This window comes from Rhodococcus sp. OS5 (assembly GCF_056837585.1).
Genome location: NZ_CM166368.1, coordinates 5,469,815 through 5,486,695, shown reverse-complemented (window position 1 = coordinate 5,486,695; position 16,881 = coordinate 5,469,815). Strand labels below are relative to the sequence as shown.

16 protein-coding genes are annotated in these 16,881 nt (G+C 62.7%); 8 read left to right on the top strand and 8 right to left on the bottom strand.

Features of this window, described 5'->3' with window-relative positions; translation table 11 throughout:
- The first annotated feature begins 15 nt into the window (after positions 1–15).
- Positions 16–918, top strand: coding sequence for a LysR family transcriptional regulator (locus tag ACVZUB_RS25600; RefSeq protein WP_007729501.1), 903 nt, complete (start codon positions 16–18; stop codon positions 916–918).
- A 3-nt stretch (positions 919–921) separates the two neighbouring features.
- Positions 922–1,818 carry a LysR family transcriptional regulator gene (locus tag ACVZUB_RS25595; RefSeq protein ID WP_003939949.1) on the top strand — a complete coding sequence of 299 codons (897 nt, stop codon included), beginning with the start codon at positions 922–924 and terminating at the stop codon, positions 1,816–1,818.
- Here the strand turns inward: ACVZUB_RS25595 and ACVZUB_RS25590 are convergent.
- The 5 genes from ACVZUB_RS25590 to ACVZUB_RS25570 form a co-directional block, all read right to left on the bottom strand.
- Positions 1,815–2,720, bottom strand: a complete 906-nt coding sequence (locus ACVZUB_RS25590; protein WP_202427117.1) for an NAD(P)H-dependent flavin oxidoreductase — start codon at positions 2,718–2,720, stop codon at positions 1,815–1,817. The genes ACVZUB_RS25595 and ACVZUB_RS25590 overlap by 4 nt on opposite strands.
- Before the next feature lie 53 nt (positions 2,721–2,773).
- Complete coding sequence (locus ACVZUB_RS25585; protein WP_166503000.1) at positions 2,774–4,429, bottom strand: class I adenylate-forming enzyme family protein; 1,656 nt, start codon at positions 4,427–4,429, stop codon at positions 2,774–2,776.
- A gap of 41 nt (positions 4,430–4,470) precedes the next feature.
- Positions 4,471–5,235: an SDR family NAD(P)-dependent oxidoreductase gene (locus ACVZUB_RS25580; protein ID WP_482627874.1), complete on the bottom strand. Its 765-nt coding sequence runs from the start codon at positions 5,233–5,235 to the stop codon at positions 4,471–4,473.
- Positions 5,236–5,289: 54 nt separating this feature from the next.
- Positions 5,290–6,420: a thiolase family protein gene (locus tag ACVZUB_RS25575; RefSeq protein ID WP_030537190.1), complete on the bottom strand. Its 1,131-nt coding sequence runs from the start codon at positions 6,418–6,420 to the stop codon at positions 5,290–5,292.
- Positions 6,421–6,554: 134 nt separating this feature from the next.
- Entirely contained in the window at positions 6,555–8,018 is a 1,464-nt protein-coding gene (locus ACVZUB_RS25570; RefSeq protein WP_174519483.1) for an MFS transporter, read from the bottom strand.
- 195 nt (positions 8,019–8,213) lie between these two features.
- Here ACVZUB_RS25570 and ACVZUB_RS25565 point away from each other — a divergent pair, with 195 nt between their 5' ends.
- Positions 8,214–9,371 (top strand): acyl-CoA dehydrogenase family protein, encoded by a 1,158-nt coding sequence (locus tag ACVZUB_RS25565; RefSeq protein ID WP_003940617.1) that lies wholly within the window; start codon positions 8,214–8,216, stop codon positions 9,369–9,371.
- A 66-nt stretch (positions 9,372–9,437) separates the two neighbouring features.
- On the opposite strand, the gene ACVZUB_RS25560 is transcribed toward ACVZUB_RS25565, so the two are convergent.
- From ACVZUB_RS25560 to ACVZUB_RS25550, 3 genes are read right to left on the bottom strand one after another with little or no spacing between them, the layout of a single operon-like run.
- Positions 9,438–10,658 (bottom strand): CoA transferase, encoded by a 1,221-nt coding sequence (locus ACVZUB_RS25560; protein ID WP_064074256.1) that lies wholly within the window; start codon positions 10,656–10,658, stop codon positions 9,438–9,440.
- A 31-nt stretch (positions 10,659–10,689) separates the two neighbouring features.
- A complete protein-coding gene (locus ACVZUB_RS25555; RefSeq protein WP_287981050.1) occupies positions 10,690–11,688 on the bottom strand; it encodes a MaoC family dehydratase in 999 nt (332 codons plus the stop codon).
- The gene (locus ACVZUB_RS25550; protein ID WP_482627873.1) at positions 11,685–12,560 is read right to left on the bottom strand and encodes an HpcH/HpaI aldolase/citrate lyase family protein; all 876 of its coding nucleotides are present in this window, start codon (positions 12,558–12,560) and stop codon (positions 11,685–11,687) included. The genes ACVZUB_RS25555 and ACVZUB_RS25550 overlap by 4 nt, the downstream gene beginning before the upstream one ends.
- A gap of 200 nt (positions 12,561–12,760) precedes the next feature.
- Here ACVZUB_RS25550 and ACVZUB_RS25545 point away from each other — a divergent pair, with 200 nt between their 5' ends.
- The 5 genes from ACVZUB_RS25545 to ACVZUB_RS25525 are packed head-to-tail and all read left to right on the top strand — an operon-like array spanning position 12,761 to position 16,874.
- A complete protein-coding gene (locus ACVZUB_RS25545; RefSeq protein WP_003940468.1) occupies positions 12,761–13,912 on the top strand; it encodes an acyl-CoA dehydrogenase family protein in 1,152 nt (383 codons plus the stop codon).
- Positions 13,913–13,943: 31 nt separating this feature from the next.
- The gene (locus ACVZUB_RS25540; protein ID WP_193594922.1) at positions 13,944–14,690 is read left to right on the top strand and encodes a GntR family transcriptional regulator; all 747 of its coding nucleotides are present in this window, start codon (positions 13,944–13,946) and stop codon (positions 14,688–14,690) included.
- 44 nt (positions 14,691–14,734) lie between these two features.
- Positions 14,735–15,187 carry a MaoC family dehydratase gene (locus ACVZUB_RS25535; RefSeq protein ID WP_003940415.1) on the top strand — a complete coding sequence of 151 codons (453 nt, stop codon included), beginning with the start codon at positions 14,735–14,737 and terminating at the stop codon, positions 15,185–15,187.
- Between the two features lie 40 nt (positions 15,188–15,227).
- Positions 15,228–16,424 carry an acetyl-CoA C-acetyltransferase gene (locus ACVZUB_RS25530; protein WP_003939885.1) on the top strand — a complete coding sequence of 399 codons (1,197 nt, stop codon included), beginning with the start codon at positions 15,228–15,230 and terminating at the stop codon, positions 16,422–16,424.
- Between the two features lie 60 nt (positions 16,425–16,484).
- Positions 16,485–16,874, top strand: coding sequence for an ArsR/SmtB family transcription factor (locus ACVZUB_RS25525; protein WP_003940184.1), 390 nt, complete (start codon positions 16,485–16,487; stop codon positions 16,872–16,874).
- The last annotated feature ends 7 nt before the right edge of the window (positions 16,875–16,881 follow it).

Genomic DNA, 16,881 nt, shown 5'->3' with positions numbered 1-16,881 from the left:
TCGTATGATGGATGAGTGGATCTGCACTTCGTCACCTACTTCGTCGCTGTTGTCGACCACGGTGGGATAACGAAGGCCGCTCAGGCTCTCTACATTTCGCAGCCCTCGCTGTCACAGGCAATTCGTACGCTCGAGCGTCGACTCGGCGCCACGCTGTTCGACCGGACGGGCAGGCGGTTGGTTCTTACCGACGCGGGCCGCACGTTCGATCTCGCGGCCAGGAGAATCCTTGCCGACGTCGAGCGCGCGAAGGCGAAAGTGACCGCCGTTCGCGAACTCGAGTTCGGTCGTGTCGACGTCGTCTCGTACTCGGCGTTCTCGATCGATCCGATGGTCGAGTTGGTCCGGCGATTCCGGGCCAACTTCCCGAAGATCGTCGTGCGTGTTCTCGACACGTACGGCCCGGCCGGGGTCGACAATGCGTTGCGGCGAGGGTCGGCCGAGGTCGGCGTCACCGATCTGAGTATCGGGTACGAAGGTTTGGTCACGGCTCCGATTGCCACTCAGGAGTTGGTGCTCGCCACCCATGCGTCGTTGTCCGGCCGACTTGCAACGCCGTTGGCGGATCCGGTTCCGCGAGCGCTCTTGCACAGTTTGCCGCTTGTGGTCGATCTCGGTGATCAATCGAATCAGTTCCGGGGCTTGCTCAGCGAAGGCGCCGAGAACGTAGTCGTGGACTGTGTCCACCCTGTGACCACGTGGGAACTCGTGCGTCGAGGAATCGGCGCCACTGTAGTGCCGAGAAGGGTTGCACAACAGCAGATGACAGACGTCTGCGCCTTCTCCTTCGATCCGCCGCTGACACGCGACGTCGGTATCGTCTATCGCTCGGGCGAGCAATCCCCGGCGGCCGCTGCATTCATCGCGACGGCTGCGGAAATGGCCACCTCCGCCGTTCCGTCCACGGAAGAGGAGTGAACTGTGGAGTTCCGGCAGATGGAGTACTTCCTCGCAGTGGTCGAGAACAAGGGGATCAACGGCGCCGCAGCGGCTCTCGGCGTTGCTCAGCCGACCGTGTCACAAGCGTTGCGCGGGCTCGAACGTGAACTGGGGGTGAGGCTGTTCCATCGCATCGGGCGAGGCATGGTGCTCAGTGCTGCCGGTCGCAGTCTGGTCGGCCCGAGTCGACAGGTCTTGCGAGACGTAGCTGCGGCGGCTGAACAGTTGACGGCATCCGATGGCGCCATCGTCGGTCGCCTCGACATCATGGCTTTCCCTGCACTGACCTCGGGGACGATCGTCGATCTGATTGCGGAGTTCTGTCGACGGTATCCGCAAGCACGAGTCAGATTCTCGGAACTCGAGCGTGAGGACAATCTGGAAAGTCTCATCCGGGACGGCCACTGCGAATTCGCGGTGGCTCATCTGCCGCTCGAGGCGGGCGAAGGGCTCGAAATCGTCGAATTGGGGGAGCAGGAATACCGCCTGGTCTACCCGGCGGGAACGGAACTACCCGAGGGGCCGGTACGCCTTTCGGAAATGCCGGACATTCCCATGGTATTCGTTCCTCGCGGGGCAGCGATGGGTGACGCGATCGAAGATTCGATCCGAAAGGCCGGTACCAGAACGGAACTCGCGGTGGTGACCGAGCAACGGGAGTCGCGGCTCCCGATGGTCATCGCCGGACTCGGCGGTTCGTTGGTCGAGCGCTCGGTGGCGAAATCGATGCCTGGTCAGGTGGTGGAACGGGCCTGCGAGCCGAGATTCCTGCGTGCGTACGGTCTCGCCTTCGACCCCTCGACGTTGTCGCCGGTGGGACAGGTATTCGTGAACCTGATCCACGAGTACCTGTCCGACGAACGCCGGTCACAGCACTAGAGTCGGCAGATACGTTCTCGCGCGGCAGAGTACTCGGCGGCGAGACGCTCTACTACTGCATGCGTCGGAAGGACTGCATCGATCGCTCCGATGCCCTGTCCGGCGCCCCAGATGTCACGCCAGGCCTTGGTATCGGTGTCGTTGGTCGCGAAACTCATTGCGGATGGATCGGATTCGGCCAGGTTGTCGGGGTCCAAGCCGGCGGCAACGATGCTGCCCCGCAGGTAGTTTCCGTGTACTCCGGTGAACAGGTTGGAATAGACGATGTCGGAGGCCCCTGAACCCACGATCATCTCCTTGTACGCAGGATCCGCGTTAGCCTCTTCGGTTGCGATGAAAGCTGATCCGACGTATGCCAAATCGGCCCCGGCCGCGAGCGCAGCGAGAATCGAATCACCATGAGCGATGGCACCTGACAACAGCAGTGGACCGGCGAACCACTCACGAATCTCCCGAATCAGGGCAAACGGTGACTGCCTACCGGCATGACCACCGGCCCCGGCAGCTACCGCGATCAGTCCGTCGGCGCCCTTCTCGATCGCCTTGCGTGCAAAGCGATTGTCGATGACGTCATGGAGAACGATTCCGCCGTATGCGTGGACTGCGTCGTTGATGTCGGTGCGAGCGCCGAGGGACGTGATGACGATCGGAACCTCGAACTCGGCGATGGTCGCCAGATCCTCTTCCAGGCGGTTGTTGGACCGGTGGACGATGAGGTTGACGGCAAATGGCGCCGACGGATTCTCCGGGTGCTCACGATCATGTTCCTCACGAGCCACGGTGATCAGTTTGAGCCAATCCCGAAGTGCCGACTGCGGACGAGCATTCAGTGCCGGGAAGGACCCGATGATGCCAGAGGTGCACTGCGCGATGACGAGGTCAGGGGTCGAGATGATGAACATCGGTGAAGCGAGAACCGGGACACGCAGTTGCGACGTCAGGTCTGCGAAGGTCGTCACCTGGAACCGCCTTTCTGATCGACGGATTCGAGAAGTCTCGAGCGGAGGTCGGTCTTGAGGACCTTACCGGCAGCCGATGTCGGAAGGAGTTCTACCTCGACGACTTCGCGAATCTTCTTGTACGGCAGCACCTGCTCGGCGACGAACGCCTTGATCTGCTCGGCGTCGAACTCGGCGCCCGGAATCATCACCACGAAGGCTACGGGCTCCTGGCCGTTGCTCCCCACTTCGCGGCCGACAACCGCGGCAGTCGAGATCGCCGGGTGCGAGACCAGAATCTCTTCGAGTTCCCGCGGATAGACGTTGTACCCCTTGTAGATGAGCATGTCCTTGGCCCGGTCACAGATGAAGAGGTATCCGTCCGAGTCCAGGTACGCGATGTCTCCCGTGTCCAACCAGCCGTCGACGAACTGTTCTGCGGTGGTTTCCGGGTGTCCGAGATAGCCGTCGGTGACCTGAGGCCCACGCACCCACAGTTCGCCGCGTTCGTTCTCGCCCAGAACGGTCTTCCGGTCGAGCTGATCGCGAATCTGGATTTCGGTGTCGAAGATCGGGAGGCCGACGCTGCTCTGCCGATATTCCGAGCCGTTGATCAGCGGTGCGGCCGTGACCACACAGGTGGCCTCGGTCAGCCCGTAGCCTTCGACGACGAGCGCTTTGGGAAATGCCCGGCGGAGTGCGGCGAGCGTGACACTGTCGATCGGGGCAGCACCCGAAGACACGACGCACACGCTGTCGGTGTTGCGCACCGTAGCGTCGGGATGAACCGACAGTGCGTGCCACATAGCGGGAGACCCGGTGAGATAGGTGGCCTCGTGCTTTTCGATCAGCTCGAGCATCCGGCCGGGTTCGAACCGACCGGCAAATACCTGGGTGAGACCGGAAATCAACAGGAACGACGTGTTGAGCAACGAATGTGCGTGGAAGAGAGGGGAGACCACGATGGTCGCCCCGGTCCCGGGCGTCGGACCGAGCACGTCGAGGCCGTCGATGCGTCGAGGCGTGACGAGACCGTCAGGACCTGCTTCCAACTCGTGACCGGTTCTCCACCCACACATCTGCGTGATGTTGCCGACGACGTTGCGGTGAAGAACACGAACACCTTTGGAGACTCCGGTGGTTCCGCCGGTGAACGCGATGTGTGCGATGTCGTCGCTACGAACCGAGGCAGGGGTGAATTCGGTGGGTAGATCGGCGATGAAGGAGTCGAATGCGACGACCGACTCCGGTGTGTCGAGCGCGCCCTCGGTGTCCTGGACCATCACGATCGTACGCACGGAGGTTCCTGAAGCGGCCGCGAGCAGTACGTGCAGCTGCGAACTCTGAGTCACTGCAGCAACGGCGGACGTCTCTTCGATCTGCTTGCGCAGGCCGAGCTCTGGCTGCAGTGGGTTGACCAATGTGACTGTCGCCCCGGCCTGTAGGCATCCGTAGTAAGCCTGGAGGAACTCGACGCAGTTCCCGAGGTGCATCAACACCACGTCGCCGACGCCCACCCCGGCTTGCCGCAGTGCGCCGGCGAATTGCGCACTGCGCTGACCGAGTTCGCGGAAGGTGCACGTACGTTCGCCGTCCACGACGGCGAGGCGGTCACCGTAGAGCGCCGCCATGCTGGGCGCCCAGTACGCCATGGTGGTATCCGGGTATTGCATGTTGTGCCGCAGTTGTGGATTGGCGATCACGCTGGTGCCCGTCACCGGGGAGCCATTCGGATAGCGCCGTCGAATCTGATGGTCTCGCCGTTGAGGTAGCCGTTCTCGAGCATCGAGACGGCGAGCTGGCCGAACTCGTCCGGACGACCCAGTCGTGAGGGATTGGGAACAGAGGCTTCGAGGGCCGTGCGCACGTCTTCGCGTAGGCGCGCCAGCAGGGGAGTGTCCATGATGCCGGGAGCAATGGTGTTTACGCGGATTCCGCGGCTGGCGAGATCGCGGGCAGCGGTGACCGTCATACCGACGATGCCGGCTTTGGACGCTGTGTAGTTGATCTGACCGATCTGACCTTCGAATGCTGCGACCGACGCCGTCATGACGATGGCACCTCGCTCACCGTCCACGGCGTCGAGTTCCGCCATCCGCTCGGCGCCGAGACGGAGTGCGTTGAACGAACCGACAAGATTCAGCTTGACGACGAACTCGAAATCTTCGACCGATCCGGCTTTTCCGTCCTTGTCGAGAATGCGCATACGACGCCCGGCGCCCGCGCAGTGGACGACGCCGCGGAGGCCGCCGCGCTCGTGCGCCGCGTCGAGTGCTTCGGCGAATTGTTCGCTGTCGGTGACGTCGGCCGGGGCGAATTGTGCGGCAGCACCGAGATCGGCCGCCACCTGCTTACCGTCGGACGAAGGCAGATCGATCAACGTGACCTGCGCTCCGGCGTCGAGCAGCCGTCGAGCGGTTGCCAGGCCGAGGCCTGAAGCGCCGCCGGTGATCGCGGTGGAAAGTCCCTCGAGTTTCATGGATCAATTCTTCTTTCCTGCTGGATGACGTGTCGGCCCGAAAGCGTTGTCGGGTCAGATCAATTCGAGAATGGTCGCATTGGCCATGCCGCCGGCCTCGCACATCGACTGGAGACCGTAGCGAATTCCGTTGTCGCGCATGTGATGTGCCAGGCGAGTCATCAAGATCGCACCTGATCCGCCGAGTGGGTGGCCGACCGCGATAGCGCCGCCGAGCGGATTCACACGATCGATGGCTGCGCCGGTTTCAGCCTGCCAGGCAAGCGGGACGGGGGCGAATGCCTCGTTGATCTCGAAGGCGCCGATGTCGTCGATGGACAATCCGGAGCGGTCCAATGCCTTTGCGGTGGCGGCAATCGGACCGGTGAGCATGATGACCGGGTCGTCGGCTGCGACCACTGCGGTGTGAATACGAACGAGCGGCTTCCACCCGCGTGCCCGGGCGTACTCGCTGGTCGTGACGAGTGTGGCGCCCGCCCCGTCGGAGATCTGAGAAGAGTTGCCGGCGTGGATGGCACCGTCGGTGTCGAAGGCCGGGGGCAACTTCGCGAGCGACTCCACACTTCCGCCTCGCCGAATGCCTTCGTCCTGGGACAAGCCCGCGATCGGAGTGATCTGCCCGGTGAATGCCCCTTCATCGGTGGCACGGGCCGCGAGTTCGTGTGAGCGGAGGGAGTATTCGTCCAGAGCTGTTCGTGTGAGTGCCCATTTCCGGGCCATCATCTCGGCGCCGGTCCCCTGGCTGAAACCGTCCACCCCGTAGCGTTCGAGTACCGAAGCCGGAAAATGCTCACCGTTCTTGCTGGCGGTACCCATCGGTACTCGTGACATCGATTCGACGCCTCCGGCTACGACCACGTCGTTCTGACCGGAGATGACGGTGGCCGCAGCAAAGGAAACTGCCTGCTGGCTCGATCCGCAGGCCCGGGTCAGTGTGACGCCGGGAACGCTGTCGGGCCAGCCGGCAGCGAGTGCCGCTGTGCGGGCGATGCTTCCGGCCTGCTCGCCGACCTGACTGACGCAACCCCAGATCACGTCGTCGACCGTCGCCGCGTCGAGTCCGGTCCGTTCAGCGAGCGCACGCAGTACATGGGCGGACAACTCGGCCGGATGGATCTCCGAGAGGGCGCGGCCGCGACGGCCGATCGGTGTACGTACTGCGTCGACGATGACGGCATCTCGCATGTATCTCTCCTGCTGTTCGTGCCCGGTTCTGCGACTGTGCGGTCGGGGCGTGTCTCGAGTCGATCACGAGCGGGTCGACCCGGCAATGTCTTTCGGTGAATGGCTTTGTTAGCGAATGGCTATACGTGGAGTACTCAGCCTCGGATGAGCTTGCGATCGCGCTCGGGATTGGCGAAGACGAGGACCAGAACCGCGGCGATCACTCCGATGACGCCGATTGCCTGGAAGGACTGGGCGTAACCGTCGGCCGGGGTTGCAGCGTTGTCCACGATGACTCCCGTTGCGTAAGGAGCAATCAGGCCACCGATCGACATGATGGCGAGGAAGAATCCCATCGTTCCGGCAGTCTGCTGCGGCGGGCACAGCTCCGAGATCGCAGCGTTGATGAGCGGGAAGGTGATTGCCGAGAACCCGTAGCCGATCGAGACCATGGCGACAGCGACGATGGGGGTGGAGATCTGTGGCAGGAACAGGAGAATCGATCCGCAGATCAGAACGCCGACACAGGGAACGATGACGCGAACCGTACGAGAGGTGAAGCCGCGGCCGATCAACTTGTCCGTGACGGAACCGGAGGTGATCATGAGGACGAGACCGACGATCGAGGGCAGCGCGAACATCGAACCGGCTTGCATCGCACTGTATCCGAGGCCGACCTCGAAGTACGACGGCAACCAGGTGAGAACGACGGTGGTCAGCGCGTAGATGGTCGCGATGAGGAAGCAGCAGCTGACGAAGGTGCGGGAGAGCAGGATCTTGCGCCACGGAACATTGGGCTCGGTGACCGCCTTCGTGGCTGTCCCGGCTGCCTCGGTTGCTTCTGTATCTGCAGTCTTGGTCGCCTTGACGGCCTTGCTCGTGTACGGGCCCTCGGACCAACCGGCCAGCCAGCAACCCATCCACACGAGACCGAGAACGGAGAGCGAGAGAACTGCTGCGCGCCAGCCGTAATGAACGGCGATGAAGGTCAGTACCGGCGCGAGGGCGATCTTTGCGACAGAGGCGGATCCGGCGAGCATTGCGCCGGGAAGGCCGCGCTTGGCCGGCGGGTGCCACGAGTACGCCGCGGTGTGCATCAGCGCCGAACTGGGGCCTTCGGCAAATCCGAGGAGCATGCGCGAGACGATCAACATCGCGAGGCTGGCGCCGAGAACGAGGGGGAGCATGACCACGGACCAGATTGCGGCCAGGATCAACAGCGCCCAACGCAGGGTCAGGTACTTGTTGAGCGGTCCGGCGAGGAATCCACCGATGCAGAACATCAGGAAGAAGAGCGAGCCGACCATGCCGATTTGCGAAGACTTCAGTCCGAGCTCACGAGCGAGGGGCTGAGCGATGATTCCGAGGACTGCCTTGTCCGCGTAGTTGACGATGTAGAGGAAAACGACGAGCCCGGTCATCGTCCACGCACGCTTGCGGGTACCGAAGACGGGAACTGCTGACGAATCTGGCGTTGCTGTTGCTTCGGGCTGGACGTCGTTACGCTGTGGCGCGATGGGGGTCACGTGGCGTCCCTTCGAGACTGGTGGGCGGATGCGATCGTGCTCGAAGCGCGGCCTCGAAGCGATCGATGGTGGTGTGTTTGCCGGCTGACTCATTCAACGTGTTCTGGATCACTTTGAGCAATGTCGCGTCGATGATCGGAACGATAGCGGTTGCCTATGTATCGCAGGTCAGGCCATATTGGTACGCCCTATCGGACGCATAGCCGATGAGTGTTGGATCGAATGCGGAACATTGAGGCAAGGTGAGATCAGGATCACCCTGTCCCCTTGACCGACTGGAGTTCATACATGCAGCGCACCGTGTTCAACGAGGATCACGAGGCATTCCGGGCAACCGTTCGCGATTTCATCGCGAAGGAAGTAACCCCGGTCCACGAGAAGTGGGAAGAGGACGGTCACCCGCCCCGTGACTTCTACCGACGACTCGGAGAGCTGGGCGTACTCGGAATTCAGGTGCCGGAGGAATACGGCGGAGGCGGCGAGAAGTCGCTCAAGTTCAACGTCGTCGTCGCCGAGGAAGTTGCTGCCGCCGGGGCGTCGTTCGGCTCGCAGTCGGTGCATACGAACCTGATCCTGCCCTACCTGCTCGAGTACGCGAACGAAGAACAGAAGAGCCGCTGGTTGCCGGGCTTCGCTTCCGGAGATCTGATGTTCGCGATTGCGATGACCGAACCGGGAACAGGATCGGATCTGGCGAACATCGCGACCACGGCCAAGCTGTCGGAGGACGGTACGCACTACGTGGTCAATGGTTCCAAGACGTTCATCACCGGTGGAGTACTTGCCGACCGCGTCCTGGTGGTGTGCCGTACCGCGCCCAGCACAGCGGAGAACCGGCGCACGGGGTTGTCGATTCTGGTGATCGATACGTCGTCGCCCGGATACTCGGTGGGGCGCAAGATCAACAAGATCGGGCTCAAGACCTCCGACACTGCGGAGCTTTCGTTTGTCGACGTCAAGGTGCCCGTCGAGGACCGACTCGGAGAAGAGGGCGACGGCTTCAGCTATCTGACCCACAACCTGGCTCAGGAGCGGTTGACCATCGCGTTCGGAGCGGCCGCCACTGCCAGTGCAGCGCTTCGCTTTGCCATCGACTACGTCAAGGACCGCAAGGTGTTCGGCAAGCCGGTCGCGGCCTTCCAGAACACCAAATTCGTTCTGGCCGAATGCGCTACCGAGGTTGATGCCATCCAGCTGGTGTCCGACAACGCACTCGAATGTCATGACCGCGGCACTCTGACGATTCCCGACGCAGCGAAGGCGAAACTGTTCTGCACCGAGGCGGCAGGTCGAGTGATCGACAAGTGCCTCCAATTGCACGGCGGGTACGGCTACATCACCGAGTATCCCATCGCGCGTCTTTACGCAGACACGCGTGTCACACGAATCTACGGTGGCACAAGTGAAGTCATGAAGACCATCATCGCGAAGGATCTTGGTCTCTGACGCACTCTCGACATGTTTTCGGCCTCGGAACAAATGTTCCGAGGCCGAAAACATCTTCCGGGTAGGTCAGTTCGCCGGAACCCCGACCACGCCGTCCGCGATCAGCGTCGATGCGTGATCGGCGTTGGTTCCGAGGATGTCGGCGAGCACCGCGATCGAATCGCCGCCGACCTCGGAGGCGGGTCCGGTACCCAGGTGTGCGCCGTCGAACGAGGCAGGATTGGCGGCAGCCAGGTAGCTTCCGATTCGAGGTTGATCGAGTGCGGAGAACATCGGGTTGTTCTCCAGTTCGCCAGATTTCACCACTTCCTCGAAACTGCGGTACCTCTCGAACAGAACCGACGATGTGTCCAGCGCTGCAGCGATCTCGGCGCCGCTGTGTTCCCGGAACCAATGTGAGAACAGAGCAGTGAGTACCTCTCGATGACGGTAGCGATCCGCTTCGGTGGAGAAGTCGGCTCCGAGTGCAGCTTCGACAGCGTCGACAGCCGCCGTGGTGCCGGTGACCGACGCAAGGTCGCGGAAATGGCGGGTAGTGAGTGCAACGATCATGAACCGATCGTTGTCGCTGGAGACGAAATCGATTCCGTACGTGCCGTAGACGGCGTTTCCGCCGGACTCGCGACTGCGACCGTTCACTTGTACTTCGGTGAGGTAACCGAGGGTTCCCGCGGTGGCCAATGCGACGTCTTCGAGTGGGAGCGTGATCCGAGATCCATGTCCGGTCGAGTCACGTTGGCGCACTGCGGCAGTGATCGACAGGGCGGCGTAGAGCCCGCATGCGACGTCCCAGGCGGGCAGTGCGTGGTTGACAACTCCGGCGTAGTCGGCGGGGCCGGTGATCTGTGGAAATCCCAAGGCGGCGTTGACCGTGTAGTCGACTCCGGGGCTGCCGTCGCGGCGTCCGAGGATCTCGAGGGTGATGACGTCGCTACGCAACTGGGCCAGGGAGTCGTGGCTCATCCACTTACGGCCGCCGGCGTTGGTGACCAGGATTCCGCCGCCAGGTCCCGGCGCCGTGACCAGTCGGCGAATCAGTTCTTGGCCGCGTTCGGCGCGCATGTCCACTGACAATGACCGTTTGCCTTTGTTGAGTCCGGTCCAGTAGATGCTCTCGCCCTTGTCTGTGACGGGCCAGCGGTTGTAATCGGAGGCACCTCCGATCGGGTCGATCCGGATCACCTCGGCGCCGAGTTGGGAGAGCGTCAGTCCGCACAGCGGCGCGGCGACAAAGCTCGAGACCTCGACGATGCGAAGCCCGGACAGCGGGCCTGGGCTCTGAGTCATGTGTGGTCCTCCGTGATAGAAGAGTGTGTGCTCATGCCATCAACACGGTGAAACGCCAGTCGAGAACCGGAGTTTGTGTTGCAGAAGCATTGTGGGAGAACACGAGCGAACGCAGTTGCACTGCGGTTCCGTGTTCGAGGGGCGACGAGTTTTCGACGTGCAGTTCGCTCGTGAGGGTATCGCCCTCGTGAACGGGTCCGGTGTGATCGCACGAGTGCCACCCGAGAACCGTCACCACGTTGGGCAGAGCGCGAGTCGCCTGGGCGAGTGCGATCCCGATGGTGTGGCCGCCGTAGACGAGGCGACCGTGGGCGCCGACGCGATCGTCGTGGTGCGTCGCTGCGATGTTCAAGCTCAGCCGGGCAAGTTCGGGTGCGCTGGAGACGACGTCGCCGCTGCTGTGGAAGACGGAGCCCACCAAATCGGAATCGAAGTGCCTGCCGGGTACCCGCTCTCGATACGTGTCGAGGTCCCAACCGTCAGGTGATACGTACGGAGCCGGTTCGGACGGACCGATCGCCCCGAGGTCGTCGGCGTGGCGAGTTCTCGCCTCGATCGGGTCGGGGCTCAGGGGGAGCATGGCGCAGCGGTAGAAGTCGAGGACCGTGTTGCCGTTCTGATCAGCAGACGTCATCCGTAGCGCGGCAAGTCCGGTGGCGCCGCGTCCCGGCTTGGCCGAGTTCTCGCGTAGACCGACAACCTCGGTGCGCGTGTACAGGGTGTCACCGAGTACCGGGAAACGGTGGAATCGCAGTCCACGGTAGAAGAGGTTTGCCTTGACGTGGTGTGTGACCACGGTTGACTGACCGATGGCGATGTCGGTGACCAGTCCTGGATTTGCCACTGGTGCAGCGGAACCCGTGACGCTCGACGACAGATGTGCGTCGAGAGGCAAGCGCATGCGGTCACCGAGGATCGCCTGATGGGAGGCGGCGAGTCCACTGGTCAACGTCACCGCGGGGGCTTCGTCGAAGATCTGACCATGGGTGAGCTCGTCGAAGTACGGGCCTCCCACGTAGTGCTCGCTCATACGGTGACTCCTTCGGCTCGGGCAAGCGTACGACGCGCTGCCACGGCCACAGCTTCGTCGAGCATCTGGCCGTCGAGTTGGGCGGCACCCGAACCCAGGGTTTCGGCTTCTTCGAGTGCGGTCAGTACCCGTCGGGCGTCATTGACGGCGTCGTCCGAAGGAGTGAATGCGGTAGTGGCCGAGTCGATCTGCGCCGGGTGGATGACCCATTTGCCGTCGAACCCGAGAGCGCTGGTCCAGTGCGCGGCGCGGCGGAAAGCGTCGTCGTCGGTGATGCCGAGAAAGGGCCCGTCGATGGCTGCGACGCCGGCTGCGCGGCAGGCGATCAGGATTCTGTCCTGGACGGCAAGCCATTGTTCAGGCAGTGGCGAGCGTGAACGGCCGAGCGCTGCACCGAGATCGGCGTATCCGATGATCGCGGCTTGGAGACGAGGAGTCGCGCGGGCGATGGAGTCGGCATTCTGGACGCCGAGCGGAGTTTCGATCAGGGCTTGCAGGGTGGTGTGGTGCCCACCGGCAGTGAAGAGGATGTGCTCGGCCTCGAGTAGTTCGTCGGCGGACTCGACCTTTGGGACGATCACGCTCGTCAGCGATTCTCCGAGGGCGCCGCAGGCGATCAGGTCGTCGCGGGCCCATGGTGTGGTCAGGCCGTTGATTCGGACCGAGATGGTGCGCGCCCTACCGAACTCGTGCACCAAGGTGCTCACGAGGGTTCGCGCCAGGTCCTTGTTCGCCGAAGTGACGGCATCTTCGAGGTCGAGAATCACCTCGTCTGCGTTCGAGAAGAGTGCTTTGCGTGCCTTGCGCTCGTCAGAACCCGGCGCGACCAGGGACGCGCGACGTCTGGTGGCGCGGTAGTGGTTCTCGTCCATAGTGTGTCGATTACCTCGATCTGGAAATCAAATGTACGGCCAGTTGTGAAGTGGATGAGCTGCCGTGAACGGCGTTGATGTGCACCGAACTGCCTCGATGCTGGCAGTTGCTGCGTATCGATGTCAAGGCGCGGTATTGACATTGCGCGAACAATATCGAAATATGGCCGTACAAACTTATTTCAAGTCGAGGCGGATTCATGCTCAAGCTCAACGACGAAGAGACATTCCTGATCGAAACCGTGCGCCGGTTCGTCGACCGAGAGGTCAAGCCCACGGTCCAGGAGGTGGAGCACGCGAACGAGTATCCCGAGAAGTGGATCGATCAGATGAAGCAGATCGGGATCTACGGGCTCGCGATTCCCGAGGAGTACGGCGGATCGCCGGTGTCCATGCCCTGTTATGCGCAGGTGACGCAAGAACTGTCGCGCGGATGGATGTCCCTGGCGGGAGCGATGGGCGGGCACACTGTGGTCGCCAAGCTCATCTCGCTGTTCGGTACCGAAGAACAGAAGGTGAAGTACCTGCCGCGAATGGCAACCGGCGAGATCCGGGCAACGATGGCCCTCACCGAGCCCGGCGGAGGTTCCGATCTGCAGGCCATGACAACCAACGCCAAGAGCGACGGCACAGATCTGGTCGTCAACGGCGCCAAGACATGGATCACCAATGCCCGCCGATCCGGCGTGATCGCCTTGCTGTGCAAGACCGATCCAAGCGCAAGCCCTCGTCATGCGGGCATCTCGATCGTTCTCGTCGAGCACGGCGAAGGGCTGACCGTCTCCCGCGACCTCCCGAAGCTCGGATACAAGGGCGTCGAGAGTTGTGAACTGTCCTTCGACAATTACCGCATCTCCGAGTCGGCCATTCTGGGCGGTACTCCCGGAAAGGGTTTCGGGCAGATGATGAAGGGGCTCGAGACCGGCCGTATCCAGGTGGCTTGCCGCGCACTGGGCGTCGCCACGGCCGCACTCGAGGATTCACTTGCCTACGCGCAGCAGCGCGAGAGCTTCGGCCAGCCGATCTGGAAGCACCAGTCGATCGGCAATTACCTCGCCGACATGGCAACGAAGCTGACGGCCGCACGGCAGCTGACGTGGCACGCGGCGCAGATGTACGACAGCGGCGAGCGGTGCGACATGGAGGCAGGCATGGCCAAGCTGTACGCCTCCGAGGTGGCGATGGAAATCGCTTTGTCCGCCGTCCGCATCCACGGCGGTTACGGCTACTCGACGGAGTACGACGTCGAGCGGTATTTCCGTGATGCACCACTGATGATCGTCGGGGAGGGAACCAACGAAATTCAGCGCAACGTGATCGTTTCGCAGCTGGTTGCCCGCGGCGGTCTGTGACGGACCGGTGAGCAAGTAGGATCATGTCGCTATGAGCGGTAAGGAAAGAGAGACGGAGCCGGCGTACCAACGCCTCTCTCGTGAGCTTCGTCAGCAGATCTCTGCCGGTACCTACCGCGACGGCATTCAACTGCCCACCGAATCCGAACTGGCGCAGCATCACGGCGTGAGTCGGCAGACGGTCCGCCGAGCCTTTCACGATCTGGTTGCCGAGGGCATCGTGTACCGAGTACCCGGGCGCGGAACGTTCGTGACCGAGAACAGCGGCCGCTATCTCCGTCATCTCGGATCCATCGAAGATCTCATGAACCTTTCGCGGGACACGACGATGGAAGTTGTGTCACCGCTGCAACGGCGCGTGGACATCGAGGCGGCCAGTCGGCTTCGGCTCGACACCGACGTCGTGTACACCGTGGTCTTCCGGCGGATACACGAGGGAGTTCCGTTCGTGCAGACGACGGCGCATCTGCCGGAGGCGATCGCGCGGCAGATCATCGACCTGCCCGCCATGGCGGCCGGTGCGGTGAGCGCCAATACGGTGATCGGCTTGCTGGAACCGCTGATCGACAGTCCGATTGTCGAAGCAGCACAATCGATCACGGTGTCCCCGGCCACGGCGGACGTTGCCAGGGACGTCGATTGCGAAATCGGCCACGCCATGTTGCGGGTGGACCGTTTGTACTCCAACGCGCAGGGCGTTGCCAACGAGTTGTCGGTGAGCTATTTCTTGCCGGAGCAGTACACGTATCGGGTCACGCTGCGCCGCGGCGTACATTAGCGCTGCACTTTTCTTTGCTGTTCAACACCTTTCAGGAGAGAACTATGCGAATTTTCAACGGAATCGACGAAGTAGAGACGGCTGTCGGTGAGCACTTGGGCTACAGCGCGTGGTTCCCGGTCACACAGGATCGGATCGACAAGTTCGCCGACGCCACCGAGGATCACCAGTGGATTCACGTGGATCCCGAGCGCGCAGCGCAGGGTCCGTACGGCGGCACCATCGCCCACGGCTATCTGACTCTTTCGTTATTGCCGGTGCTCGGCGCTCAGGTGATGCGTGTCGACGGAATCTCCATGACCGTGAACTACGGAAGCAACAAGGTGCGATTCCCCGAACCGGTCAAGGTCGGTTCTTCGGTGCGGGCAGGTGCGGAGATTCTTTCCTTCGAGCGCACCGCGAAGGGCGCGACGATAGTCGTGCGGTACACGATCGAAATCGAAGGAGCGGGTAAACCTGCGCTGGTAGCGGATACCGTGCGCCTGTTGGTCTCCTGAATCCTTTTCCATTCTTCCAGAACGAGATTCGAGGTCAGTTGTGAAACGAGCAGCATTGGTCGCGCCGGTCAGAACCGCGGTGGGCCGTTTCGGAGGGGCACTTCGTGACGTGCCTGCGGAAAGTCTGGCTGCCACCGTCGTCAAGGAGACCGTGCGTCGTAGCGGAATCGATCCGTCCCGCATCGACGACGTCGCGATGGGGCAGTCGTATGCCAATTCGGAGGCACCGTGCATCGGAAGGTGGGCGGCGCTCGAGGCCGGGTTGCCGATTTCGGTAGCCGGCTTCCAGACGGATCGCCGATGTGGAACGGGTCTGCAGGCCATCGTTACCGCGGCCATGATGGTCCAGACGGGTGCGGCCGACGTGGTTCTCGCGGGTGGCGTCGAATCGATGAGCGGGATCGAGCACTACACCACCGGAGCGCGGTGGGGCACCAGATCCGGTGGGCTGCAACTGTTCGACCGCCTCGATCGTGGCCGCGAGCGCTCGCAACCCGAGTGGCGTTTCGGCCGGATCAGCGGAATGATCGAAACGGCCGAGAACGTCGCGACACGCTGCGGGATCACGCGGGAAGAGTCGGACACCTTCGCCGTCGACAGCCACCGAAAGGCAACACTGGCAAGAGAATCCGGCCGCTTCGATGCCGAAATCGTCGCCGTCGAACTGACGGATCGAAAAGGGAACGTCACACAGTTTCGTGCTGACGAGGGGATCCGTCCGGATACCTCACTCGAAACCTTGGCACGGCTGCGTGCGGTAACCGAGGGAGGCGTCGTGACCGCCGGTAACGCCAGCCAGCAGAACGACGCTGCGGCAGCGATGTTGGTGGTCGCCGAGGATCGTCTGGACGAGCTGGGGCTGGAACCCATCGGGTTCCTCGACAGTTGGGCCGCGGCCGGTTGTGAACCGGCGCTGATGGGCCTCGGGCCGGTTGCCGCCGTCTCGAAACTGTTTGCTCGCACCGGGGCAGGCTTTGCCGATTTCGATCTGGTCGAGCTGAACGAGGCGTTTGCGTGCCAGGTTCTCGGCGTCGTGAAGGAATGGGGATTCGAGGACCTCGATCGCCTGAACGTCAACGGTTCCGGCATCTCGCTCGGGCACCCCGTGGGAGCGACGGGTGCGCGTATGGCAACAACCGCGCTTCACGAACTCGGCCGACGCGGCGGCGGAAAAGCGCTGTTGACCATGTGTATCGGCGGTGGCCAGGGTATGGCGGCCGTGGTGGAGTCTGCCTGACGAGGTTCGCTTCTGGGTACACTTGCGGCGGGGGATCGGAAGTTCTACGGAGGCAGTCGGTTGACGAATGCAGGCGCAGCAGACACCAGTGGCGCGCTGAGCGTCGAGGATGTTCGTCGCGCCAGGGCCGCACTCGAGGGTTTGGACGTCACCAGTTGGTCCGGTCGCTTCGAGCTTCTCTCCGACACCAATCGTCTGCGTCTGTTGCTCTGCCTTCATCACGCACCGGGTATCTGCGTCACGGATTTGTCCGTGGCGCTGGGGATGAGCGGCACAGCCGTCTCACATGCGCTGCGGCTACTGCGTAGCCAGGGGTGGGTGAGCGCGACCCGCGACGGCCGATCGATGCGATACCAACTGGCGGACGACACCGTTCACCAGCTGCTGCATTCGATCGGCGCCACACATTTTCACGACGAGACACCCACCCCCGGGCACACGCACAGCTGAGCGCTAC